The 22,539-nt window shown below is 68.0% G+C and carries 21 protein-coding genes; 13 read left to right on the forward strand and 8 right to left on the reverse strand.

The window, feature by feature from the left end; genetic code table 11:
• Window positions 1-62 precede the first annotated feature (62 nt).
• The 4 genes from dgcA to FHW81_RS21135 form a co-directional block, all read right to left on the reverse strand.
• Window positions 63-2,123 carry a dimethylglycine demethylation protein DgcA gene (dgcA, locus tag FHW81_RS21120; protein ID WP_003107280.1) on the reverse strand — a complete coding sequence of 687 codons (2,061 nt, stop codon included), beginning with the start codon at window positions 2,121-2,123 and terminating at the stop codon, window positions 63-65.
• A 15-nt stretch (window positions 2,124-2,138) separates the two neighbouring features.
• Window positions 2,139-2,669 (reverse strand): DUF5943 domain-containing protein, encoded by a 531-nt coding sequence (locus FHW81_RS21125; RefSeq protein ID WP_003107282.1) that lies wholly within the window; start codon window positions 2,667-2,669, stop codon window positions 2,139-2,141.
• A gap of 126 nt (window positions 2,670-2,795) precedes the next feature.
• Window positions 2,796-3,773, reverse strand: coding sequence for a dipeptidase (locus tag FHW81_RS21130; RefSeq protein ID WP_003106042.1), 978 nt, complete (start codon window positions 3,771-3,773; stop codon window positions 2,796-2,798).
• A 221-nt stretch (window positions 3,774-3,994) separates the two neighbouring features.
• Window positions 3,995-4,465, reverse strand: coding sequence for a DUF1348 family protein (locus FHW81_RS21135; RefSeq protein ID WP_003106041.1), 471 nt, complete (start codon window positions 4,463-4,465; stop codon window positions 3,995-3,997).
• A gap of 153 nt (window positions 4,466-4,618) precedes the next feature.
• Between FHW81_RS21135 and cls the strand changes: the two genes are divergently transcribed.
• The 5 genes from cls to argE all read left to right on the forward strand — a co-directional run bounded on the left by cls (window position 4,619) and on the right by argE (window position 10,058).
• The gene (cls, locus tag FHW81_RS21140; RefSeq protein ID WP_003121332.1) at window positions 4,619-6,091 is read left to right on the forward strand and encodes a cardiolipin synthase; all 1,473 of its coding nucleotides are present in this window, start codon (window positions 4,619-4,621) and stop codon (window positions 6,089-6,091) included.
• A gap of 293 nt (window positions 6,092-6,384) precedes the next feature.
• Window positions 6,385-7,737, forward strand: a complete 1,353-nt coding sequence (locus tag FHW81_RS21145) for a flavin-containing monooxygenase (RefSeq protein ID WP_003122387.1) — start codon at window positions 6,385-6,387, stop codon at window positions 7,735-7,737.
• Window positions 7,737-8,159, forward strand: coding sequence for a RidA family protein (locus tag FHW81_RS21150; protein WP_003096732.1), 423 nt, complete (start codon window positions 7,737-7,739; stop codon window positions 8,157-8,159). Before FHW81_RS21145 ends, FHW81_RS21150 begins: the two co-directional genes overlap by 1 nt.
• A 13-nt stretch (window positions 8,160-8,172) precedes the next feature.
• Window positions 8,173-8,847 carry a DUF1028 domain-containing protein gene (locus FHW81_RS21155; RefSeq protein WP_003106037.1) on the forward strand — a complete coding sequence of 225 codons (675 nt, stop codon included), beginning with the start codon at window positions 8,173-8,175 and terminating at the stop codon, window positions 8,845-8,847.
• Between the two features lie 56 nt (window positions 8,848-8,903).
• Window positions 8,904-10,058: an acetylornithine deacetylase gene (gene argE / locus FHW81_RS21160; protein ID WP_023090981.1), complete on the forward strand. Its 1,155-nt coding sequence runs from the start codon at window positions 8,904-8,906 to the stop codon at window positions 10,056-10,058.
• On the opposite strand, the gene cdhR is transcribed toward argE, so the two are convergent.
• On the reverse strand, window positions 9,988-10,998 hold the full coding sequence (gene cdhR / locus FHW81_RS21165; protein ID WP_023090980.1) for an HTH-type transcriptional regulator CdhR: 1,011 nt from the start codon (window positions 10,996-10,998) through the stop codon (window positions 9,988-9,990). The two genes, argE and cdhR, sit on opposite strands and share 71 nt — an antisense overlap.
• 210 nt (window positions 10,999-11,208) lie before the next feature.
• Here cdhR and FHW81_RS21170 point away from each other — a divergent pair, with 210 nt between their 5' ends.
• The 5 genes from FHW81_RS21170 (at window position 11,209) to FHW81_RS21190 (ending at window position 15,651) form a co-directional block, all read left to right on the forward strand.
• A complete protein-coding gene (locus FHW81_RS21170) occupies window positions 11,209-12,147 on the forward strand; it encodes a choline ABC transporter substrate-binding protein (protein WP_003096718.1) in 939 nt (312 codons plus the stop codon).
• 72 nt (window positions 12,148-12,219) lie between these two features.
• The gene (locus FHW81_RS21175; protein ID WP_003096716.1) at window positions 12,220-13,104 is read left to right on the forward strand and encodes a 3-keto-5-aminohexanoate cleavage protein; all 885 of its coding nucleotides are present in this window, start codon (window positions 12,220-12,222) and stop codon (window positions 13,102-13,104) included.
• Between the two features lie 50 nt (window positions 13,105-13,154).
• Window positions 13,155-14,120, forward strand: coding sequence for an L-carnitine dehydrogenase (locus FHW81_RS21180; protein WP_003096713.1), 966 nt, complete (start codon window positions 13,155-13,157; stop codon window positions 14,118-14,120).
• A gap of 50 nt (window positions 14,121-14,170) precedes the next feature.
• Window positions 14,171-14,650, forward strand: coding sequence for a thioesterase family protein (locus FHW81_RS21185; RefSeq protein WP_023090979.1), 480 nt, complete (start codon window positions 14,171-14,173; stop codon window positions 14,648-14,650).
• 5 nt (window positions 14,651-14,655) lie between these two features.
• The gene (locus FHW81_RS21190; RefSeq protein WP_003115631.1) at window positions 14,656-15,651 is read left to right on the forward strand and encodes an acylcarnitine hydrolase; all 996 of its coding nucleotides are present in this window, start codon (window positions 14,656-14,658) and stop codon (window positions 15,649-15,651) included.
• On the opposite strand, the gene FHW81_RS21195 is transcribed toward FHW81_RS21190, so the two are convergent.
• Window positions 15,595-16,662 (reverse strand): YeiH family protein, encoded by a 1,068-nt coding sequence (locus FHW81_RS21195; protein WP_003114439.1) that lies wholly within the window; start codon window positions 16,660-16,662, stop codon window positions 15,595-15,597. The genes FHW81_RS21190 and FHW81_RS21195 overlap by 57 nt on opposite strands.
• Window positions 16,663-16,769: 107 nt before the next feature.
• Here FHW81_RS21195 and FHW81_RS21200 point away from each other — a divergent pair, with 107 nt between their 5' ends.
• Both FHW81_RS21200 and FHW81_RS21205 read left to right on the forward strand, forming a co-directional pair.
• On the forward strand, window positions 16,770-17,663 hold the full coding sequence (locus FHW81_RS21200) for a LysR family transcriptional regulator (protein WP_003096704.1): 894 nt from the start codon (window positions 16,770-16,772) through the stop codon (window positions 17,661-17,663).
• 268 nt (window positions 17,664-17,931) lie between these two features.
• Window positions 17,932-18,180, forward strand: coding sequence for a hypothetical protein (locus FHW81_RS21205; RefSeq protein ID WP_003096701.1), 249 nt, complete (start codon window positions 17,932-17,934; stop codon window positions 18,178-18,180).
• 46 nt (window positions 18,181-18,226) lie between these two features.
• On the opposite strand, the gene FHW81_RS21210 is transcribed toward FHW81_RS21205, so the two are convergent.
• Both FHW81_RS21210 and FHW81_RS21215 read right to left on the reverse strand, forming a co-directional pair.
• The gene (locus FHW81_RS21210) at window positions 18,227-19,330 is read right to left on the reverse strand and encodes a GlxA family transcriptional regulator (protein ID WP_023090977.1); all 1,104 of its coding nucleotides are present in this window, start codon (window positions 19,328-19,330) and stop codon (window positions 18,227-18,229) included.
• A 419-nt stretch (window positions 19,331-19,749) separates the two neighbouring features.
• Window positions 19,750-21,126, reverse strand: coding sequence for an L-serine ammonia-lyase (locus FHW81_RS21215; protein WP_023090976.1), 1,377 nt, complete (start codon window positions 21,124-21,126; stop codon window positions 19,750-19,752).
• A 463-nt stretch (window positions 21,127-21,589) separates the two neighbouring features.
• Between FHW81_RS21215 and FHW81_RS21220 the strand changes: the two genes are divergently transcribed.
• Complete coding sequence (locus tag FHW81_RS21220) at window positions 21,590-22,528, forward strand: choline ABC transporter substrate-binding protein (RefSeq protein ID WP_003111338.1); 939 nt, start codon at window positions 21,590-21,592, stop codon at window positions 22,526-22,528.
• Window positions 22,529-22,539 lie beyond the last annotated feature (11 nt).

Here is a 22,539-nt window from a genome sequence, read left to right on the forward strand (position 1 = left end):
CTCCTCTCCCGCTTGCGGGAGAGGGGGGCCGGCCGTGCCGGTCGGATGCCACGAGGCGTGTCTTAGAAATCCTTGCACAAGCGCAGCGCGTCATAGATCGCCGCATGGGTGTTGCGCTGGGCCACGCAGTCGCCGATGCGGAACAGCAGGTAGCCTTCTCCGGACTGGCTGAGGCAGGGCTGCGGCTGGATCGCGAACAGCGCCTCGACGTCGATCTGGCCCTTGTTCCGCGAGCCCTGCTTGAGCGCGTAGTAGAGGCTCTCGTCGGGGCGCACGCCGTTTTCCACCACCACCTGGTCGACCACCCGCTCTTCCCGCGCGCCGGTGTATTCGTTCTCCAGCACCGCCACCAGCTTGTCGCCCTCGCGGTAGACCTTCTCCAGCATGAGGTCGCCGGTCATGATCACTTCCTTGGGATACATGCTGCGGTAGTAGGTGGGGAAGGTGGTGCCGCCGATGGCCACGCCCGGCTTGATGTCGTCGGTGACGATCTCCACCTGGGCGCCCTTGTCGGCGAGGAAGTCCGCCACCGACATGCCGCTGAACTCGCAGATGGTGTCGTAGACCAGCACGTTCTTGCCTGGCTCGACCGTGCCGTCGAGCACGTCCCAGCTGCTCACCACCAGGCCTTCGGCGGCGCCCCAGTGTTCGTTCTGCTCGAGGAACGGATGTCCGCCGTTGGCCAGCACCACCACGTCCGGGCGCAGGTCGAGGATGGTCTCGGGGTCGGCCGCGGTGCCCAGGCGCAGGTCGATGCCCAGGCGCGCCAGCTCCAGCTGGTACCAACGGGTGATGCCGGCGATCTGGTCGCGTTGCGGCGCCTTGGCGGCGGTGGTGATCTGGCCGCCGAGCTGCTCCTTCTTCTCGAACAGGGTCACGTCGTGGCCACGCTCGGCCGCCACGCGGGCCGCTTCCATCCCGGCCGGCCCGCCGCCGACCACCACCACCTTGCGCTTCGGTCCGGCGGACTTCTCGATGATGTGCGGCACGCCCATGTATTCGCGGGAGGTCGCGGCGTTCTGGATGCACAGCACGTCCAGGCCCTGGTACTGGCGGTCGATGCAGTAGTTGGCGCCGACGCACTGCTTGATCTGGTCGACCTGGCCCATCTTGATCTTGGCGATCAGGTGCGGGTCGGCGATGTGCGCGCGAGTCATGCCGACCATGTCCACGTAGCCGCCTTCGAGGATGCGCGTGGCCTGGTTCGGGTCCTTGATGTTCTGCGCGTGTAGCACCGGCACGTCGACCACTTCCTTGATGCCGGCCGCCAGGTGCAGGAACGGCTCCGGCGGGAAGGTCATGTTGGGGATGACGTTGGCCAGGGTATTGTGGGTGTCGCAGCCGGAGCCGACCACGCCGATGAAGTCGAGCATGCCGGTATCGCTGTAGTACTTGGCGATCTGCTTCATGTCCTCGTGGGACAGGCCGTCCGGGTGGAACTCGTCGCCGCAGATGCGCATGCCGACGCAGAAGTCCTCGCCGACCTCGGCGCGCACCGCCTTGAGCACCTCGAGGCCGAACTTCATGCGCCCCTCGAAGCTACCGCCCCATTCGTCGGTGCGCTTGTTGACCCGTGGGCTCCAGAACTGGTCGATCATGTGCTGGTGCACGGCGGACAGCTCGACGCCGTCCAGGCCGCCTTCCTTGGCGCGGCGGGCGGCCTGCGCGTAGTTGCCGATGACCCGCCAGATCTCCTCCACCTCGATGGTCTTGCAGGTGGCGCGGTGCACCGGCTCGCGGATACCCGACGGCGACATCAGGGTCGGCCAGTGGTAGCCGTCCCAGCGCGAACGGCGCCCCATGTGGGTAATCTGGATCATGATCTTGGCGCCGTGCTTGTGCATGGCGTCCGCCAGGTTCTGGAAGTGCGGGATGATCCGGTCGGTGGACAGGTTCACCGAACTCCACCACTGCTGCGGGCTGTCGATGGCGACCACCGAGGAGCCGCCACAGATGGCCAGGCCGATGCCGCCCTTGGCCTTTTCCTCGTAGTACTTCACGTAGCGCTCGGTGGTCATCCCGCCGTCGGTGGCGTAGACCTCGGCGTGGGCGGTGGAGAGCACGCGGTTGCGGATGGTCAGCTTGCCGATCTGGATCGGCTGGAACATTGCTTCGAAGGCCATGACCCTTTCCTCGGCTTACAGGGGTTTGACGACGAACAGGCCGTCTTCGTGACCGTCCTCGGCGCCGCTGTAGACCTGTTCGGCCACGGTGCGCAGGCTGCTGCCACGGGCGGCGAGGATCTGGTCCATGGCGCCGGCGAACCAGCCGGTGAACATGTAATCGACCTTGCGATTGACCTTGCCGTAGACGTAGACGAAGGCGGAGTGCCGCAGGCGGACCTCGGCGGTGCCTTCCTCGAGGTTGATCCGCTCGATCTCGAACAGGCCCCAGCCGCGCTGGGACAGGCGCTTCATGTAGTGCTCGAACACCGCCACGCCCTCCAGGCCGTGACATTCGGCTTCCTTCTCGCACCAGTGCCAGGCGGACTTGTAGCCGGCCTTGTAGAGGATCTCGGCGTAGGCGTCGGCGCCCAGCACTTCCTCGATGCCCATGTGGTTGTTGACGAAGAAATGTCGCGGTACGTAGAGCATCGGCAGGGCGTCGGTGGTCCAGACGCCGGTCTCGCTGTCGACCTCGATGGGCAGTTGGGGGGCATGTTTGGCCATGGTGTAAGCTCCGATTCTTTTGACTCCCTCTCTCCCTTCAGGGAGAGAGGCGGGGAGAGGGAAGATGGGTGCGATGCAATGCCCCTCCCTGGAGGAAGAGGCGACGAGTCGGGAGTGGGCCGGGAGTTACTCGCCCCAGACGTCGCGCAGGACCCTTACCCAGTTCTCGCCCATCACCTTGCGCACCACGCGCTCGGGCATGCCGCGCTCGAGCAGGGTCTCGGTGAGGTTGGGGAATTCGCCGACGGTGCGGATGCCCAGCGGGTTGACGATCTTGCCGAAGTTGGTCAGGCGCCGGGCGTAGCCCTTGTCGTGGGTCAGCCACTCGAAGAAGTCGTGGCCGTGGCCCTGGGTGAAATCGGTGCCGATGCCGATGGCGTCCTCGCCGACGATGTTCATCACGTACTCGATGGCCTCGGCGTAGTCGTCGATGGTCGAGTCGATGCCTTTCTTGAGGAACGGCGCGAACATGGTCACACCGACGAAGCCGCCATGATCGGCGATGAACTTCAGCTCCTCGTCGGACTTGTTGCGCGGGTGTTCCTTGAGGCCGGACGGCAGGCAGTGGGAGTAGCAGACCGGCTTCTTCGATTCGAGGATGACCTCTTCGGAAGTCTTGCTGCCGACGTGGGAGAGGTCGCACATGATGCCGACCCGGTTCATCTCCGCGACGATCTCCCGACCGAAGCCGGAGAGCCCGCCGTCACGCTCGTAGCAGCCGGTGCCGACCAGGTTCTGGGTGTTGTAGCACATCTGCACGATGCCCACGCCGAGCTGCTTGAACACCTCGACGTAGCCGATCTGGTCCTCGAATGCGTGGGCATTCTGGAAGCCGTAGAGGATGCCGGTCTTGCCCTGCTCCTTGGCCTTGCGGATGTCCGCGGTGCTGCGCACCGGGATCACCAGGTCGCTGTTGTCGCGGATCAGCTTGTTGCTGGCGACGATATTGTTCACCGTCGCCTGGAAGCCTTCCCATACCGATACGGTGCAATTGGCGGCGGTCAGGCCGCCCTTGCGCATGTCCTCGAACAGTTCGCGGTTCCACTTGGCGATGATCAGACCGTCGATGACGATGCTGTCGGCGTGCAATTCGGCTGGGCTCATCTGGCATACCCCTTTCAGGCTGGGCGCGCCGGGACTTGTGCCGACGCTTTGGGGGCAGCATATCGTCGGGGCCCGACGCGACCCGGCCCGAAAACGACCAGGGTCGTGCCGAAAGCGTCAAGCGTGCGACCGCAACGACGGAGGGCAATGTCGCGGATGGAACAGGCGCTGGCCGCCCGGGGCCGGCAACGGGGAGTGCGCGCGCCCCTGCCGGCGCGGGTTCAGAGGCCGAGTTCGCCGAGCGACGGATGGTTGTCCGGCCGGCGCCCCAGCGGCCAGCGGAACAGCCGCTGGTCCTCGCGGATCGGCAGGTCGTTGATGCTGGCGTGACGTTCGTACATCAATCCCTGCTCGTCGAACGCCCAGTTCTCGTTGCCGTAGGAGCGGAACCAGTTGCCCGAGTCGTCGTGCCATTCATAGGCGAAGCGCACGGCGATGCGGTTGCCGGTAAACGCCCAGAGTTCCTTGATCAGCCGGTACTCCTGCTCGCGCTGCCACTTGCCGCTGAGGAATTCGACGATCCGCTCGCGGCCGCGGACGAAGGTCGAGCGATTGCGCCAGACGCTGTCGGGACTGTAGGCCAGCGAGACGCGCTGCGGGTCGCGGCTGTTCCAGCCGTCCTCGGCGGCGCGGACCTTCTGCGCGGCGGTTTCGGCGGTGAAGGGGGGAAGCGGGGGACGGACGTCGCTCATGGCGGGCTCCTCGGTCTGCGGTGGTTTTCGATGGGAACAGCGTAGGGCAGGGCGAGCGCGGCCGAATGACGTCGATCCCACGGATCCTGCCAATCCCGCCTCGCCCCCTGGCTGTTTGCCAGGCTGGCCAGACCTACCCCGGAGAGGGCTATGATGGCCGCCACCGGAGTGGACAAGGATCGACCTCGCGCAATGACCTCCACCACCTACCTCGGCCTGCTGCTGGTCGGTATCCAGGTACTCGGCTTCGTCGCCGCCATCCATGCCGTGCTCACCGTGCGCACCGCCCAGGGCGCGATCGCCTGGGCCACCTCGTTGGTATTCATGCCGTACCTGACCCTGCTGCCGTACCTGGTGTTCGGTCGCAGCCGTTTCGACGCCTACATCGAGGCGCGGCGCCAGGCCAACCGCGAGATGCACCTGGCGGCCGCCGAGCTGGACTGGCGTCCCTGGGTCGAGGAGGCCCTGGCGGCCCGCCAGGTCAGCGGCTACAAGGGGCTCAAGGCGCTGGTGCGGATGACCCGCACGCCGACCCTGGCGAACAACCGGGTGCGCCTGCTGGTCAACGGCGAGGCCAGCTTCGAGGCGATGTTCAAGGCGATTTCCGCCGCCCGCCAGGTGATCCTGGTGCAGTTCTTCATCGTCCGCGACGACGCCCTCGGCCAGCGCCTCCAGCAACTGCTGCTGGAACGTGCGGCCAACGGCGTGGAGGTGTTCTTCCTCTATGACGCCATCGGCAGCCACGCGCTGCCGCACCGCTATGTCGAGCGGCTGCGCCAGGGCGGCGTGCAGATGCATGGCTTCAGCACCGGCAGCGGCATGCTCAACCGCTTCCAGGTGAATTTCCGCAACCACCGCAAGGTCGTGGTGGTGGATGGCGAGTGCGGTTTCGTCGGCGGGCACAACGTCGGCGTCGAGTACCTCGGCGAGAAGCCGCCGCTGGCGCCCTGGCGCGACACCCACATGGAACTGCGCGGGCCGGCGGTGGCGTGCCTGCAGGAAAGCTTCGCCGAGGACTGGTACTGGGCGACCCACAGCCTGCCGCCGCTGATCCTGCCGCCGCAGTACGACAGCGAGGGCGCGCTCTGCCAGGTAGTCGCCAGCGGTCCGGCGGATGCCCAGGAAACCTGCTCGCTGTTCTTCGTCGAGATGATCAACGCCGCCCACGAGCGGGTCTGGATCACCTCGCCGTATTTCGTTCCCGACGAAGCGGTGATGGCCGCCCTGCGCCTGGCGGTGCTGCGCGGCGTCGACGTGCGCCTGCTGATACCCTCGCGCCCGGACCACCGCACGGTGTATGCCGCGTCCAGCCTCTACGCGCTGGAGGCGATCCGTGCCGGGGTCAAGGTGTTCCGCTACCAGCCCGGCTTCCTCCACCAGAAGGTGGTGCTGGTGGACCGCGACACCGCCGCCGTCGGCAGCGCCAACCTGGACAACCGTTCGTTCCGGCTGAATTTCGAGGTGATGGTGGTGACCGTCGACGAGGGCTTCGCCGGCGAGGTGGAGGCGATGCTCGAGGCGGACTTCGCCGAGTCGCTCGAATTCACTCCGGAAGACCGCCGCAGCGTGCGCCGCCTGCAGCAACTGGGGATGCGCGTGGCGCGGCTGGTCTCGCCGATCCTCTGAAAACCTTCGCGAACTCTGTACGTCGGCAAAACCGCGTTGGAAACGGCTTCGGAAAGCTCGGTTGCCGTTCGGGGACTCCGCTTCCCCGTCCGTTTTCGCCCGGTTTCTCCAGCTCGCCAGATCGTCGGCAGGTCCTGAGCGACGCCTCTGCCGCCCGCCGACCGCGCGGGCGTGCAGCTTTTCCCTAGCCAGCGACTACAAAAATCATAATTTCGCTATTCCCCGGCTCTGAACAGAATGCGGCCATCACGCAACCGCAGAACAAGAACGACCAGAGTCCGAGGAACCGAGCCATGACCGACCTGAATCGCACCGCCTTGCCCTCGCGCACGGACGGGACCGTGGAAAAGACCGACACCCTCGTCGTCGGCGCCGGCCAGGCCGGCGTGGCGATGAGCGAGCACCTGAGCCGGCTCGGCGTGCCGCACCTGGTCCTGGAGCGCAACCGCATCGCCGAGGCCTGGCGCAGCGGACGCTGGGATTCGCTGGTGGCCAACGGCCCGGCCTGGCACGACCGCTTCCCGGGAATGGAATTCGACATCGATCCCGACGGTTTCCCCGGCAAGGACCAGGTGGCGGCCTATTTCGAGGCCTACGCGAAGAAATTCGACGCGCCGATCCGTACCGGCGTCGAGGTGAGGAAGGTGGTGCGCAATGTCGGCCGCCCCGGCTTCACCGTGGACACCTCCGCAGGGACCATCGAGGCCAACCGCGTGGTCGCCGCCACTGGCCCGTTCCAGCGTCCGGTGATCCCGCCGATCGCGCCGCGCGACGAGCGTATCCGGCAGATCCACTCGGCCCACTACTACAACCCGCAGCAGCTGCCCGAAGGTGCGGTACTGGTGGTCGGCGCCGGTTCGTCGGGGGTACAGATCGCCGACGAGCTGCAACGTGCCGGGCGCCAGGTCTACCTCTCGGTGGGCGCTCATGACCGTCCGCCGCGTTCCTACCGCAACCGCGACTTCTGCTGGTGGCTGGGCGTGCTCGGCGAATGGGATGCGGAAGTCGCCAAGCCCGGGCGCGAGCATGTGACCATCGCCGTGAGCGGTGCCCGCGGCGGACATACCGTGGACTTCCGCGCCCTGGCGCATCAGGGCGTGACCCTGGTCGGACTGACCGAATCCTTCGTCGACGGCGTCGCGACCTTCCGGCCGGACCTGGCGGAGAACCTGGCGCGCGGCGACGAGAACTACCTGGCGTTGCTCGACGCCGCCGACGCCTATATCGCCCGCAACGGCCTTGACCTGCCGGAAGAGCCCGAGGCGCGCCGCCGGCTGCCGGACCCGCAGTGCGTGACCGATCCGATCCTCGAACTGGACCTGGCCGAGGCCGGGGTGGGCAGCATCATCTGGGCCACCGGCTATGCCGTCGACTTCGGCTGGCTGCAGGTCGATGCCTTCGACCGCGACGGCAAGCCGCGCCACCAGCGTGGCGTGTCCAGCGAACCCGGCGTGTATTTCATCGGCCTGCCCTGGCTGTCGCGGCGCGGCTCCTCGTTCATCTGGGGCGTCTGGCACGACGCGCGCCATGTCGCCGACCACATCGCCATCCAGCGCAAGTACCTCGCATACCGCGACGCTGCCCAGCGCCAGGAACAGGACCGCGCCTCGCAAGCTCCGCAAACCAGCCTCCAGGAAGTCAGCTGATGCCTACCCATACCCGCATTCGCATGTTCAACACCAAGGACACCTACCCCAACCAGTCCCTGGACAACGATCTCTGCCAGGCCGTGCGCGCCGGCAACACGGTGTACGTGCGCGGCCAGGTCGGCACCGACTTCGACGGCAACCTGGTCGGCCTCGGCGACCCGCGCGCCCAGGCCGAGCAGGCGATGAAGAACGTCAAGCAACTGCTGGAGGAAGCCGGCAGCGACCTCTCGCACATCGTCAAGACCACCACCTACCTGATCGATCCGCGCTACCGCGAGCCGGTCTATCGCGAAGTCGGCAAGTGGCTCAAAGGGGTGTTCCCGATCTCCACCGGACTGGTGGTCTCGGCCCTCGGCCAGCCGCAGTGGCTGATGGAGATCGACGTGATCGCGGTGATTCCCGACGACTGGCAGCAATGAGGAGGCGCGCGCCATGACCTTTTCCATCGTCGGCCGCTGCGCCGAAACCGGCCAGCTGGGCATCGCCATCAGCTCGTCGAGCATCGCCGTCGGCGCCCGTTGTCCCTGGCTGCGCGCCGGCACCGGCGCGGTGGCTACGCAGAACATCACCCTGCCGGCGCTCGGCCCGCAGATCCTCGACCGCCTCGACCAGGGCCTGGCCCCTGGCGAAGCGCTGGACCAGGCGCTGAGCAGCAACGGCTATGGCCAGTATCGCCAGGTCACGGTGATCGACCAGCACGGCCGCACCGCGTTGTTCACCGGCCGCGAGGCGCTCGGCGTCCACCATGCGCGGGCCGGCGAACAATGCGTGGCGGCCGGCAACCTGCTGGCCGCGCCGGAAGTGATCGAGGCGATGGTGGATGCCTTCGAGAACGCCGAAGGCCTGCTCGCCGAGCGCCTGCTGGCGGCGATGCGTGCCGCGCTGGCCGCTGGTGGCGAAGCCGGGCCGGTGCATTCGGCGGCGCTGTCGGTGGTCGGCGACCTGCTCTGGCCGGTGGTCGACCTGCGCGTCGACTGGGCCGAGCACGACCCCATCGGCCAGCTCGAGCGACTGTGGCTCGCCTACAAGCCGCAGATGCAGGACTATGTGACCCGCGCCCTCGACCCGACCCGTGCGCCGAGCTACGGCGTGCCCGGCGACGAGTGAGCGGGTCGTTCCCTTCCTCGACGGCGCAGCGCGAGACCTGCGCCCTGGAGCCCGACATGCCCGGCAGCCGCGACATCCTCGCCGACCTGGTGGCCTTCGACACCGTCAGCCGCGAGTCCAACCTGGCGCTGATCGACTACGTCCGCGACTACCTGGCGGGTTTCGGCGTCGACAGCGAACTGTTCTTCGACGCCGACGGCCGCAAGGCCAATCTCTATGCCACCATCGGCCCCAGCGACCGTGGCGGCGTCTGCCTTTCCGGGCATACCGACGTGGTGCCGGCGGACGGCCAGGCCTGGAGCGTGCCGCCGTTCCGGCTCAGCGAGCGCGATGGCCGCCTCTACGGGCGTGGCACGGCGGACATGAAGGGCTACCTGGCCTGCGTGCTGGCGGCCGTCCCGGCGTTCCTCGCCGCGCCGTTGCGCCTGCCGGTGCACCTGGCGTTCTCCTACGACGAGGAAGTCGGCTGCCTGGGCGTCCGTTCGCTGCTCGCGGCGCTGGAGCGGCGTCCGCACAAGCCGTTGCTGTGCATCATCGGCGAGCCCACCGAGCTGAAGCCGGTGCTCGGCCACAAGGGCAAGCTGGCCATGCGCTGCGAGGTGCACGGCGCGGCCTGCCATTCGGCCTACGCGCCGCAGGGGGTGAATGCCATCGAATACGCCGCGCGGCTGATCGGCCGCCTCGGCGAGATCGGCGCGCGCCTGGCGGTGCCGGAGCGCCACGACCGGCGTTTCGACCCGCCCTACTCGACGGTGCAGACCGGACTGATCCAGGGCGGCCGGGCGCTGAACATCGTGCCCGCCGAGTGCCGCTTCGACTTCGAGGTCCGCGCGCTGCCGGCGGACGACCCGCGGCAGGTCGCCGAGGAACTCCGCGACTATGCCGAAAGCGAACTGCTGCCGCGGATGCGCGCGGTGGAGCGAAGTACCGATATCCGCTTCACGCCGCTATCGGCCTATCCCGGCCTGCTCACCGCAGACGACAGCCAGGCGGTGGAGCTGATCGGCCTGCTCAGCGGTTCGACGGATTTCTCCACCGTGGCCTTCGGCACCGAGGGCGGGCTGTTCCACCAGGCCGGTATCCCGGCGGTGATCTGCGGTCCCGGCAGCATGGACCAGGGCCACAAGCCGGACGAGTTCGTCAGCCTCGCTCAGCTCGAGGCGTGCGATGCCCTGCTGGCGCGCCTGGCGGCGTGGCTGCGGGAGCCTTGAGCGGCAGCACCGCGCGATCCTGGCTGGGACTGGCGGCGAAGCGCGCGCGGTAGCTGCGGGAGAAGTACGACGGCGACTCGAAGCCGCAGGCCAGGCTCACCTGTAGCACGCTGAGGTCGGTCTGGCGCAGCAACTGGCGGGCCTTGTCCAGGCGCAGGCCGAGGTAGAAGTTCGAGGGCGTGTCGTCCAGGTGCACGCGGAACAGCCGTTCCAGCTGGCGGCGGGTGACCTGGATGCGCTCGGCCAGCTCCAGGGTGGTCAGTGGCGGCTCGGTATGCCGCTCCATCTCGCCGATCACCTGCACCAGCTTGCGGTTGCTCACGCCATAGCGGGTCGCCACCTGCAGGCGCTGGTGGTCCTGGCGCGGGCGGATGCGGCCGAGCACGAACTGCTCGGAAACCTGCACCGCCAGTTGCGGACCGTGGGCCTGGGCGATCAGGTCGAGCATCAGGTCGATGGAGGCGGTGCCGCCGGCCGAGGTGATGCGCGGACCGTCGATCTCGAACAGCTCCTGGGTCACGCTCAGTTGCGGGTAGGACTCCTGGAAGGCGTCGATGGCTTCCCAGTGCAGGGTCGCGCGGCGCCCGTCGAGCAGACCGGCCTCGGCCAGCACCACGCTGCCGGTATCGATGCCACCGAGGGTCACGCCGTTGCGATCGAGCTTGCGCAGCCACTGCACCAGTGCCGGGGTGACCGCCCGCAGCGGCTCGAAACCGGCCACCACGAACAGCAGGTCGCCTTTCTTCAACGGCTCCGGCGCGCCGTCGCTGTTCACCGACATGCCATTGCTGGCCAGCACCGGACCGCCGTCGGCGCTGAGCACGTGCCAGCGGTAGAGGTCGGCGTGGAAGCGGTTGGCCACTCGCAGTGGCTCCACGGCGGAAACGAAGCCCATTACCGAGAAGCCGGGCAGCAGGAGAAACCAGAAGTCCTGGGACATGGGGCGCTCCGGGGTTGAGGTTGCGCAGCCTGTGTGTAGCGCAGGCCCGCCGCGCTTGGCAATGGCCAGGTCGCTGCAGTGCAAGAGCTGGTCGCCGCAGTGCGCTTCGCCGCCGTCCCGGCTGCGTACCTTGGTCGCCAGGGTCGGTCTCGCAAGGGGCCGGCGCCCACCTCGCAGAAAAACAATCAATAGCCGCACGAGGGGAGACCGATGAAGACGACGATTCGCCAGCTGGGCTGCGCCCTGCTGATCCTGGCCAGTGGCGCCGCCCTGGCCGCCGAACCCGAGCAGTGCCGCACGGTGCGCCTGGGCACGGTGAACTGGACCGACGTGGTCGCCAGCAGCGCCGTGGCCGAAGCCTTGCTCGACGGCCTGGGCTACCAGGTGAAGCAGACCAGCGCCTCGCAACAGATCGTCCTGGCCGGCCTGGCCGACAAGCAGCTGGACCTGTTCCTCGGCTACTGGCAACCGACCATGCAGCCGGTCGCCAGGCCTTACCTGGACAAAGGCCGGATCGAAGTGATCGAGCCGCCGACCCTGGCCGACGCGCAGTCCACCTATGCGGTGCCGAGCTACGTCGCCGAGGGCGGGCTGAAGACCTTCGCCGACATCGCCCGCTTCAAGGACAAGCTTGGCGGCCGCATCTACGCCATCGAGCCGGGCAGCGGCTCGAACCGCATCACCCGGAAGATGATCGACGACAACCGTTTCGGCCTGAAGGGCTTCCAGCTGGTGGAGTCCAGCGAGGCCGGGATGCTCACGGCGGTGAAGCGGGCGATCAAGCGCAAGCAGTGGGTGGTGTTCTTCGGCTGGAAGCCGCATCCGATGAACCTGCAGATCGACATGACCTACCTCACCGGCAGCGAGGATGTGTTCGGTCCCGACGAAGGCGCGGCCACCGTCTCCACCATGACCGCCGCCGGCTACCAGGCGCAGTGCGGCAACGTCGCCCGGCTGCTGCACAACCTGCGCTTCAGCAGCGCCCAGGTCAGCCAGGTGATGGCGCCGATCCTCGATCGCACCCAGCCCCTCGACGCCGCGCGCCAGTGGCTGAAGGCCAACCCCGAGCCGCTGAAGGCCTGGCTGGATGGCGTGAGCACCTTCGACGGCAAGGACGGCCTGGCCGCGCTCCAGGCCTCGCTGAAGTAACCCGCACCTATCCGTTCCGCCCGGCGCGGCCGGGCGGGGCTTCGTACACCCCGAATACAGGAAGCTACCACCGTGAACCATGAAGTCATCGTCACCTGCGCGGTGACCGGCGCCGGCGATACCGTCGGCCGGCATCCGGCGATCCCGGTCACCCCGAAACAGATTGCCGAGGCCGCCATCGAGGCGGCCAGGGCCGGCGCCACCGTCGCCCACTGCCATGTCCGCGACCCCGCCACCGGCAAGCCCAGCCGCGACGTGGCGCTGTACCGCGAAGTGGTCGAGCGTATCCGCGAAAGCGACACCGATGTGATCATCAACCTCACCGCCGGCATGGGCGGCGACCTGGAGATCGGCAAGGGCGAGCAGCCCCTGGAGTTCGGTGCCGGCACCGACCTGGTCGGCCCGCTGGAGCGGCTCAGGCATGTCGAGGAGCTGCTGCCGGAAATCTGCACCCTGGACTGCGGCACCCTCAATTTCGGCGACGGCGACTACATCTACGTCTCCACCCCTGCGCAACTGCGCGCCGGCGCCCGGCGCATCACCGAGCTGGGGGTCAAGGCCGAGCTGGAAATCTTCGATACCGGCCACCTCTGGTTCGCCAAGCAGATGCTCAAGGAAGGGCTGCTGGAGGATCCGCTGTTCCAGATCTGCCTGGGCATTCCCTGGGGCGCGCCGGCCGATACCACGACCATGAAGGCGATGGCCGACAACCTGCCGCCGGGGGCGACCTGGGCCGGCTTCGGCATCGGCCGCACGCAGATGCCGATGGTCGCCCAGGCCATGTTGCTGGGCGGCAACGTGCGGGTCGGCCTGGAGGACAACATCTGGCTGGACAAGGGCGTGCCGGCGAGCAACGGCAGCCTGGTGGAGCGCGCCATCGAGATCATCGAGCGCCTCGGCGGGCGCGCCCTGAGCCCGGCGGAAGGGCGCCGCAGGATGAACCTGAAGCCGCGCTGATTTCTTCCTCCCCGCCCCGTCGGGGGCGGGAACAACTTCTGGAGATGTCCATGTCCTTCGTCACCGAGATCAAGACCTTCGCCGCCCTCGGTAGCGGCGTCATCGGCAGCGGCTGGATCGCCCGCGCCCTGGCCCACGGCCTCGACGTCGTCGCCTGGGATCCGGCGCCGGGCGCCGAAGCGGCGTTGCGCGCGCGCGTCGCCAATGCCTGGCCGGCCTTGCGGAAACAGGGCCTGGCGCCCGGCGCGGCGCAGGAGCGCCTGCGCTTCGTCGCGAGCATCGAGGAATGCGTGGGCGACGCCGATTTCATCCAGGAGAGCGCCCCCGAGCGGCTCGACCTGAAGCTCGACCTGCACGCCAGGATCAGCGCCGCGGCGCGGCCCGACGTGCTGATCGGTTCCTCCACCTCGGGCCTGCTGCCCAGCGAGTTCTACGCCGAGGCGAGCCACCCCGAGCGCTGCCTGGTCGGCCACCCCTTCAATCCGGTCTACCTGCTGCCGCTGGTGGAGGTGGTCGGCGGCGAACGCACCGCTGCCGAGGCCGTGCGGGCGGCGATGCGGGTCTACGAATCGCTGGGCATGCGTCCGCTGCACGTACGCAAGGAAGTGCCCGGCTTCATCGCCGACCGCTTGCTCGAGGCGCTCTGGCGCGAGGCGCTGCACCTGGTCAACGACGGCGTGGCCACGACCGGCGAGATCGACGATGCGATCCGCTTCGGCGCCGGCCTGCGCTGGTCGTTCATGGGCACCTTCCTGACCTACACCCTGGCCGGTGGCAACGCCGGCATGCGCCACTTCATGGCGCAGTTCGGCCCGGCGCTGCAATTGCCCTGGACCTACCTGCCGGCGCCGGAACTCACCGAAGCCCTGATCGACCGGGTGGTGGAGGGCACCGCCGAGCAGCAGGGCGCGCGCAGCATCGCCGAGCTCGAGCGCTACCGCGACGACTGCCTGCTGGCGGTGCTCGGGGCGATCAGGGAAACCAAGGCCCGGCACGGCTTCGCCTTCGCCGAGTGACATGACGCGCCTTCCGCCCCGCCGGACGTAGCGCAACCACGGAGCCTGCCATGAGCCAAGTCCTGACGACCTACGAGACGCCGGTCCTGCCCGAGTGGGTGGACTACAACGGCCACTTGCGCGATGCGTTCTACCTGCTGGTGTTCAGCTACGCCACCGATGCGCTGATGGCGCATATCGGCCTGCACAGCCAGAACCGCGACGCCAGCGGACACTCGCTGTTCACCCTGGAATGCCACCTGAACTTCCTCCATGAGGTGAAGGAGGGCGCCAGGGTCGAGGTGCGCACGCAACTGCTCGGTCACGATCGCAAGCGCCTGCATATCCACCATGCCCTGTACCTGCCTGGCAGCGGGCAGGCGCTGGCGCTGAGCGAGCAGATGCTGCTCCACGTCAGCCTCGACGGCCCGCGCTCGGCACCGTTCGAAGGCGAGGTGCTGGCGCGGGTCGAGGCGCTCGCCGAGGCACATCGCGCGCTCCCCGTGCCGGAAGGCGTCGGTCGGGTGATCGGCCTGCCGCCGCTGCGCTGAGCGCGATGGCTGCGAAGTATCCGCTGTCTCCGGCGATGTGGCGCTTCGTCGAGCACAGCCGGGCGTTCGCCAGCGACAGTCCGCGCCTGGATGCGCAACGTGCGGCCTACGCGCGGATGTGCCAGGCGTTCGCGCCGCCGCGCCCGGCCGGTTTGCGGGTGCTCGACTCCTGCTTGCCGGCCGCGCCGCCGGTGCGCGTGCGCCGCTATCGCCCCGACCGCCCGGCACCGCCCGGTGGCTGGCCGGCGCTGCTCTACCTGCACGGTGGCGGCTGGATGCTCGGCGGCCTCGATTCACACGATTTCATCTGCGCCGACCTGGCGGCGCGCCTGGGCCTGCTGGTGCTGGCGGTGGATTACCGACTGGCGCCGGAGCATCCGTTCCCGGCGGCATTGCAGGATTGCCTGCGTGCCTGGCAGGCGCTGAGCCTGGGCGAGCTGGACGAAGCGCTGGATGGGCGACGCCTGCTGGTGGCCGGCGACAGCGCCGGCGGCAACCTGGCGGCGGCGCTGTGCCTGGCCCTGCGCGATGGCGGCGCGCCGTCGCCGGCCGCGCAGATATTGCTCTATCCCTTGCTGTCCGCTGCGCCATCGCCCTCGCGGATCGACTGCGCCGACGCGCCGTTGCTCGGCCTCGGCGATGTGCAGGCGTGCCTGGACGCCTACCTGCCGCTGGCGGCGCTGCACCGACAGCCGCTGGCGCTACCCCTGGAGGCCGCTGATTTCACTGGCCTGCCGCCGGCCTTCGTGGCGGTTGCCGAATTCGATCCGCTGCGCGACGACGGCGAGCGCTATGGCGCAGCGCTACGCGCGGCGGGTGGCGAGGCAGGGTTCTATCCGGGAAGCGGGCTGGTCCATGGCTGCCTGCGCGGCCACGGCATCGATGAGGTGGAAGCCCTGCACGAGGCCTTGCGGCGGGCCGTGCAGGGCTTCCTGGCGGAGGACTCAGGCGAGCGCCAGGCGGGTGAGGAATCCACCGCCGAGCACCAGCCAGGCGAATAGCAGGGCGGCCAGCAGCAGCGGCTTGAGGCCGGCGCGGCGGATCGCCGAGAGGTGCGTGCCGAGGCCGAGGCCGGCCATTGCCATGGCCAGGAGGAAGGTGTCGAGGTCGTTGACGTGGCTGACCAGCGCCGGCGGCAGGCTGACCAGCGAGTTGAGCCCGGCGACCAGTACGAAGCCGACGGCGAACCAGGGAATGGTGATCTTGGTCGCGCCGCTGTGCTGCCGGCGGTGCGCCTTGTCGCGTGCCAGCCAGGCCGAGAGCAGGATCAGGAAGGGCGCCAACATCATTACCCGGACCATCTTGGCGATCACTGCGGTATCCGCTGCCTCGATGCCGATCGAGCGACCCGCGGCGACCACCTGGGCCACCTCGTGCACCGTGGCACCGATGTACACGCCCCAGGTGCCAGGGTCGCGCGGTAGCAGCCCCCAATCCTGGTCGAGCTGGAACAGCGCCGGATAGAGGAAGATGCCCAGGGTGCCGAACACCACCACGGTGGAAACCGCCACCGCGACCTGTTCGGCGCGGCCACGCACGACCGGCTCGGTGGCCATCACCGCGGCGGCGCCGCAGATCGAACTGCCGGCGCCGATCAGCAGGGTGGTGGTGCGGTCCAGGCCGAACAGCCGGGTGCCGAGCAGGCACGCCAGGCCGAAGGTGCTGGCGAGCATCAGGGCGTCCAGCAGCACGCCGTGCAATCCGACGCCGGCGATGTCCTGGAAGGTCAGGCGCAGGCCGTAGAGGATGATCCCGGCGCGCAGCAGGATCTGCTTGGAGAAGCCGACGCCGGCGGCGCTGCCGGCGGCGATCCGAGGGTACAGGGTGTTGCCGACGAGGATGCCGAGCACGATGGCCAGGGTCAGCGCGCTGATGCCGTTGTGCTGCAACCATTGCGAACGACCCAGGAGGATCGCCACGCCGGCCAGGGCGGCGCTGAGCAGCAGGCCGGGGATGAGTTTCTGGACCTGGGCCAGGGGTCTGGTACCGGTCTTGACGGGGAGGGTGTGCATCCTTCGCTCCTCAGGTGAGGTCACGGGACGCAGGTTAGGTAGCGGGCATGAATTTGTGAAACGAATAGTTTCTGTATTAAATACCTGAAAAACAGGTAGGTGAGTCCATGGCCCTCAGTTTCCGTCAGCTCCAGATCTTCTGTGCGGTGGCTCGCTGCGGCAGTACCACGGCGGCGGCGGAATCCATCTCGCTGTCGCAGTCGGCCACCAGCGCCGCGCTCAACGAGCTGGAATCGCAGCTTTCCACGCGCCTGTTCGACCGGGTCGGCAAGCGCCTGCAACTGAACGAGGTCGGCCGCCGCTTCCTGCCCCAGGCATTGCGCCTGCTCGACGGGGTGGCGCAACTGGAGCAGCAGTTCGCGGTTTCCGCCGCGCCCCAGGCGAGCCTGACGGTGGCGGCCAGCAGCACCATCGGCAACTACGTGCTGCCACGCCTGCTGGCCTCCTTCGAGCGGGAGCAGCCGGGGGTGAGGGTCAACGCCAGCATCGGCAACACCGGTTCGGCGGTGCAGGACGTGGTGACCTTCGCGGCGGACATCGGCCTCATCGAAGGCCCCTGCCACGAGCCGGGCCTGCGGGTGGAGCCCTGGCTCGAGGACAGCCTGATCGTGGTGGCGGCGCCCGGCCACCCGCTGGCCTTGCGCACCCAGGTCTCCCGCGAGGCCCTGCGCCGTGCGCGCTGGCTGCTGCGCGAGCCCGGCTCGGGCACGCGCGAGGAGGTCAGTCACGCCCTGCTGGGCCACCTGCATTACCTGGAAGACAGCCTGGACCTGGGCAGCTCCGAGGCGATCAAGCACAGCGTCGCCGCCGGGCTGGGCATCAGTTGCCTGTCGCGCTGGGTGGTCGAGGAACAGTTGGCCTCCGGCGCGCTGGTCGAGCTGCGCAGCAGCCTGCCGCCGTTGCGCCGGCGTTTCTACATGCTGCGCCAGCGCGACAAGTTCCTCTCGCCGGGCTTCGAGCGCTTCTGGGAACACTGTCGGGCGGGACTCGACGCCGGTTAGCCGGCTCCCGGCAAAAAGATCCCCCTGCCGCGCCCGACGCGCGGAGGGGGATGAAAAAGGAGCCAGGAACGGCCCTCAGTGTGAGTCTGGCGTTTTCCGGAAGCCGTCCGCTGCATTCCGCAAGCCGCTGGAGGTGATTGTGGCGGTGTCGCTGACGGTCGAATTAGCCGAAAACGACCTGCCCATGTCCAGGCGGGACAGCCCCCTTGCCGGGAGCGACGTGGGCTCAGCAGAATCGATGGCAATCCCCATCGAAGGAGCTGCCGCGATGATGCACGCCGATCTGATCGACCAGGACGATTTCCGCGAACGCCTGCAGGCGCTGGGCTTCAGCGTGCCGCCGGACTCGACTCCGGAGCAGGCCTGCGAATACGCCGTGCGCGGCCTCAGCCCGGAGCGCGCCCAGGCGCTGCGGCGGCTGGTGGAGGACATGCTCGGCGGGCACGCCACGCTGCTCCCGGCGGTGCGCGAGGCGATTTCCCGGCAACTGCTGCCGGCGCTGGTGCCGCGGGGCTGACAAGGCCCTGCCCGCCCCCGTGGACGGGGCGGGCAGGGACGCGCCGTCAGATCCGCACGCTGGCGAAGGTCGACTCGCCCTGCGCCTGGCTCAGGGCCGACAGCGCCGAGGAGTTGGGCATCAGCGCCAGGTCCTGCGGGATCGGCATCAGCACCACCGGCTGGCCCAGCGGCTGACCCTGGCGCTCGTCGCGCGGCGGGATGCCGAAGTACTCGCGGTAGCACTTGGAGAAGTGCGGGGTGGAGACGAAGCCGCAGACCGAGGCCACCTCGATGATCGACATGGACGTCTGCTTGAGCAACTGGCGGGCGCGGATCAGGCGCAGCTTCAGGTAGTAGCGCGACGGCGAGCAGTGCAGGTACTTCTGGAACAGCCGCTCGAGCTGGCGACGCGAGACGTTGACGTAGACCGCCAGTTCGTCGAGGTCGATCGGTTCCTCCAGGTTGGCCTCCATCAGCGCGACGATCTCCTGCAACTTCGGCTGGTTGGTGCCGAGCATGTGCTTGAGCGGCACGCGCTGGTGGTCCTGCTCGTTGCGGATGCGCTCGTAGATGAACATCTCGGAGATCGCCGCCGACAGCTCGCGGCCATGCTCGCGGCCGATCAGGTGCAGCATCATGTCCATCGGCGCGGTGCCGCCGGAAGAGGTGAAGCGGTTGCGGTCGATGGAGAACAGGCGGGTGCTCATGGCCACCCGGGGGAAGGCTTCCTGCATCGCCGCCAGGCATTCCCAGTGCACGCTGCAATCGTAGCCGTCGAGCAGGCCGGCGCGGGCCAGCGCCCAACTGCCGGTGCACACTGCGCCGAGGCGCCGACCCTGGCGGGCCTGGGCCTGGAGGAACGTGACGTGCTCGCGGGTGACGCTGCGCTGGATGCCGACGCCGCCGCAGACGATCACGCAATCCACCGCCGGGGCGTTGTCGGTACCGGCGTCGGGGGTGATCTGCAGGCCGTCGCTGGCCCAGACCTGGCGGCTGTCCAGGCTCAGCGTATGCCAGCGGTAGAGTTCGCGTCCCGAGAGCTGGTTGGCCATGCGCAACGGTTCCACCGCCGAGGCCAGGGAGATCAGGGTGAAGTTATCCAGCAGCAGGAAGCCGATGGACTGCGGATTTCGGTTCTGTGGCGGAACTCCGGGCGCGTACGTGGTCATGGGTGTATCTCCTCACGCTGAGCAAGCAGGCCTCTCACGAGGCTTTTTTTATGATTGTTGGAATTTCCGGGTGGCTGCTTGGGCCACGCCGTCGGCGTTGCTTGTAACCAGAGCAAGGCAAATGCCATGCCTATATTGATTGGGCGTTCAATCAAAAAAGCCGGAAGGCTTTAGCCCGGCATTTCCACTCGGGCCTGGCACAACGACAGCATGGGCGACGGCTGGCGGCGCGCCGCGCGCCTGGGCATTTCGGTAGCACCAGGGCGGCCCCCGGTGAGAAGGCGGGGCAGCGGCCGTGGCGACAAAGGTAACGACGGGCGGCGAGCCGTTACCCCGCAGTGTGACGGATGGCGACCGCCCGGTCACGCGTCATATGCGCCAAAAAGTGGCGTCTCGATCGTTTCGTGAGCAATTCCGGTTCAGCACTCGATGGCGTTCACCGCCAGGCCCCCGCGCGAGGTTTCCTTGTACTTGTCGTGCATGTCGGCGCCGGTGTCGCGCATGGTGCGGATCACCTTGTCCAGCGAGATGAAATGCTGGCCGTCGCCGCGCAAGGCCATTTGCGCCGCGTTGATGGCCTTCACCGCGGCGATCGCGTTGCGCTCGATACAGGGTACCTGGACCAGCCCGCCAACCGGGTCGCAGGTCAGCCCGAGGTTGTGTTCCAGGCCGATCTCGGCAGCGTTCTCGACCTGCGCCGGGGTGGCGCCGAGGACTTCCGCCAGGCCGGCGGCGGCCATCGCGCAGGCCGAGCCGACCTCGCCCTGGCAGCCGACCTCGGCGCCGGAAATCGAGGCGTTCTTCTTGCACAGGATGCCCACCGCGGCGGCGGCCAGCAGGTAGTCGACGACGTCGCGGTCCTGGGCGTCGGGATTGAACTTCATATAGTAGTGCAGCACCGCCGGGATGATCCCCGCCGCGCCGTTGGTGGGCGCGGTGACCATGCGTCCGCCGGCGGCGTTCTCCTCGTTCACCGCCAGGGCGAACAGGTTGACCCATTCCATGGCGCTGAGGGTTGAGCCGATCACGTTGGGCTTGCCGATCTCCTGCAGGTTGCGGTGCAGGCGCGCGGCGCGGCGTTGCACGTTGAGCCCGCCGGGAAGGATGCCTTCGTTGCGCAACCCGTTGTCGACGCAATCGCGCATCGCCTGCCAGATGCGCCGCAGGCCTTCGCGGATATCGGTCTCGCTGCGCCAGATGCGTTCGTTGGCCAGCATCAGCTCGGATACCCGCAGGTTGTGGCGCTTGCACAGCAGCAACAGTTCCTCGGCGCTGGAGAAGTCGTAGGGCAGCCCCGTGTGGTCCTGGTCGAGCTGTCCCGAGGCGGCCTGTGCCGCATCGACCACGAAGCCCCCGCCCACCGAGTAGTAGGTCTCCTGGTGCAGTTCGCCTTGCTCGCCGTAGGCGACCAGGGTCATGGCGTTGGGGTGGTAGGGCAGGTTCTCGTCGAGCAGGCGCATGTCGCGCACCCAGTCGAACGGTACCGCCACGCGGCCGTCCAGTTGCAGCAGGCCGCTATCGAGCAGCGCGGCCATGCGCGGGGCGATCTGGGTCGGGTCGATACGATCCGGCCATTCGCCCATCAGGCCCATGATCACCGCGCGATCGGTGCCGTGGCCGACGCCGGTGGCGGACAGCGAGCCGTACAGGCGCACTTCGAGACGCCGCACCGCCGACAGCGCCTGGCGTTGGCGCAGGGCAGCGGTGAACAGCGCGGCGGCGCGCATGGGGCCGACGGTATGCGAACTGGACGGGCCGATACCGATCTTGAAAAGGTCGAACACACTGATAGCCATGCCGGCCTCCGGGATTGCCGCGGCATCCGTGCCTGCGTAGTGGGGGTGGCGGCTCCTCCGCCCGCGATTCCTGCGCATCATCGGGCTTTCCCCGGGGCGGGCCGCATCCGCCACCGACCCGGCCATGTCCAAAAGCGCCGCGTCCGCGCCCGGATCGGGGAACCTCTGCGGCCGGGGGGCGTCTGCACCTGCACGGCGTCGGAATGAGAACGGGCTCGCGCCGCTCCGAAAACGGCATCCGCTGGTCGCCGGCAAAGACCACTATGATTGAATGCGACACAGCGGGTACTGAATGCGACCCCGCCTGCACTGGTTGCGACCCACCCTGTAGGCGACGGATGCGTCCTGTTTCATGATCGTTCACGAATTGCCCGCTGAGGGCCGCTACCGGTCGGCCCGATACAGACAGACCGCCGCGCCCTTCGGGGTAGCGCCGGCGCCTTACCCTGCAGAGGAGTTCGCTATGAAAGGTTGCAAGTCTTGGCTGCTGGTCGTGTCTCTGTGCGCACCGCTGGCAGCCCAGGCCGCGGAGCCCGAATCCTGTGCGTCGGTGCGTTTCGCCGACGTCGGCTGGACCGACATCACAGTGACCACCGCGGTCACCCGCCAGGTCCTCGAGTCCCTCGGCTACAAGACCAAGGTCAATCTGCTCTCGGTGCCGGTGACCTACCGTTCCCTGGCCAACAACGACCTCGACGTATTCCTGGGCAACTGGATGCCCACCATGACCAACGACATCAAGCAGTACGCCGAGAAAGGTACGGTCGAGACACTGCGCGCCAACCTGGAGGGCGCCAAGTACACCCTGGCGGTTCCCCAGTACGTCTACGACGGCGGCCTGCGCAGCTTCGCCGATATCGCGAAGTTCTCCGACAAGCTGGGCAACAAGATCTACGGCATCGAGCCGGGCAACGACGGCAACCGCGTCGCCCAGAGCATGATCGACAAGAACGCCTTCGAACTGGGCAAGTTCAAGTTGGTGGAATCCAGCGAGGCGGGCATGCTCTCGCAGGTGCAGCGGGCCATCCGGCGCAACCAGTGGGTGGTGTTCCTCGGCTGGGAGCCGCACCCCATGAATACCCGCTTCCAGATGAAGTACCTGGAAGGCGGCGACGACTTCTTCGGCCCCAACTATGGCGGCGCGACCATCTACACCAACGTGCGCAAGGGCTACGCCCAGGAGTGCGCCAACGTCGGCCAACTGCTGAAGAACCTCAGCTTCACCCTCGAGATGGAGAACAAGCTGATGGACGCGGTACTCAACGAAAACAAGAAACCCGAGGAAGCCGCTAAGGCCTGGTTGAAGGATCACCCGGAACAGCTGGATGCCTGGCTGGCCGGTGTCACCACGCGCGACGGGCAGCCTGCCGCAGCCGCGGCCAAGCTGGCGTTCGCCAAGTAGGCGACCGGTCG

This window comes from Pseudomonas sp. RC10-4-2 (assembly GCF_050433085.1).
In the GTDB taxonomy this organism is placed as follows: Bacteria; Pseudomonadota; Gammaproteobacteria; order Pseudomonadales; family Pseudomonadaceae; genus Pseudomonas; species Pseudomonas aeruginosa.

Bases quoted from the DNA above. Each gene is read 5' to 3' on its own strand.
- argE (WP_023090981.1), top strand. From the start codon at position 8,904: ATGCCCGGCAGCCGCGACATCCTCGCCGACCTGGTGGCCTTCGACACC.
- FHW81_RS21150 (WP_003096732.1), top strand. From the start codon at position 7,737: ATGCCTACCCATACCCGCATTCGCATGTTCAACACCAAGGACACCTAC.
- FHW81_RS21145 (WP_003122387.1), top strand. From the start codon at position 6,385: ATGACCGACCTGAATCGCACCGCCTTGCCCTCGCGCACGGACGGGACC.
- cls (WP_003121332.1), top strand. From the start codon at position 4,619: ATGGCCGCCACCGGAGTGGACAAGGATCGACCTCGCGCAATGACCTCC.
- FHW81_RS21200 (WP_003096704.1), top strand. From the start codon at position 16,770: ATGGCCCTCAGTTTCCGTCAGCTCCAGATCTTCTGTGCGGTGGCTCGC.
- FHW81_RS21130 (WP_003106042.1), bottom strand. From the start codon at position 3,773: ATGAGCCCAGCCGAATTGCACGCCGACAGCATCGTCATCGACGGTCTG.
- FHW81_RS21185 (WP_023090979.1), top strand. From the start codon at position 14,171: ATGAGCCAAGTCCTGACGACCTACGAGACGCCGGTCCTGCCCGAGTGG.
- FHW81_RS21215 (WP_023090976.1), bottom strand. From the start codon at position 21,126: ATGGCTATCAGTGTGTTCGACCTTTTCAAGATCGGTATCGGCCCGTCC.
- FHW81_RS21135 (WP_003106041.1), bottom strand. From the start codon at position 4,465: ATGAGCGACGTCCGTCCCCCGCTTCCCCCCTTCACCGCCGAAACCGCC.
- FHW81_RS21125 (WP_003107282.1), bottom strand. From the start codon at position 2,669: ATGGCCAAACATGCCCCCCAACTGCCCATCGAGGTCGACAGCGAGACC.
- FHW81_RS21210 (WP_023090977.1), bottom strand. From the start codon at position 19,330: ATGACCACGTACGCGCCCGGAGTTCCGCCACAGAACCGAAATCCGCAG.
- FHW81_RS21170 (WP_003096718.1), top strand. From the start codon at position 11,209: ATGAAGACGACGATTCGCCAGCTGGGCTGCGCCCTGCTGATCCTGGCC.
- cdhR (WP_023090980.1), bottom strand. From the start codon at position 10,998: ATGTCCCAGGACTTCTGGTTTCTCCTGCTGCCCGGCTTCTCGGTAATG.
- FHW81_RS21180 (WP_003096713.1), top strand. From the start codon at position 13,155: ATGTCCTTCGTCACCGAGATCAAGACCTTCGCCGCCCTCGGTAGCGGC.
- dgcA (WP_003107280.1), bottom strand. From the start codon at position 2,123: ATGGCCTTCGAAGCAATGTTCCAGCCGATCCAGATCGGCAAGCTGACC.
- FHW81_RS21205 (WP_003096701.1), top strand. From the start codon at position 17,932: ATGATGCACGCCGATCTGATCGACCAGGACGATTTCCGCGAACGCCTG.
- FHW81_RS21195 (WP_003114439.1), bottom strand. From the start codon at position 16,662: ATGCACACCCTCCCCGTCAAGACCGGTACCAGACCCCTGGCCCAGGTC.
- FHW81_RS21155 (WP_003106037.1), top strand. From the start codon at position 8,173: ATGACCTTTTCCATCGTCGGCCGCTGCGCCGAAACCGGCCAGCTGGGC.
- FHW81_RS21220 (WP_003111338.1), top strand. From the start codon at position 21,590: ATGAAAGGTTGCAAGTCTTGGCTGCTGGTCGTGTCTCTGTGCGCACCG.
- FHW81_RS21190 (WP_003115631.1), top strand. From the start codon at position 14,656: ATGGCTGCGAAGTATCCGCTGTCTCCGGCGATGTGGCGCTTCGTCGAG.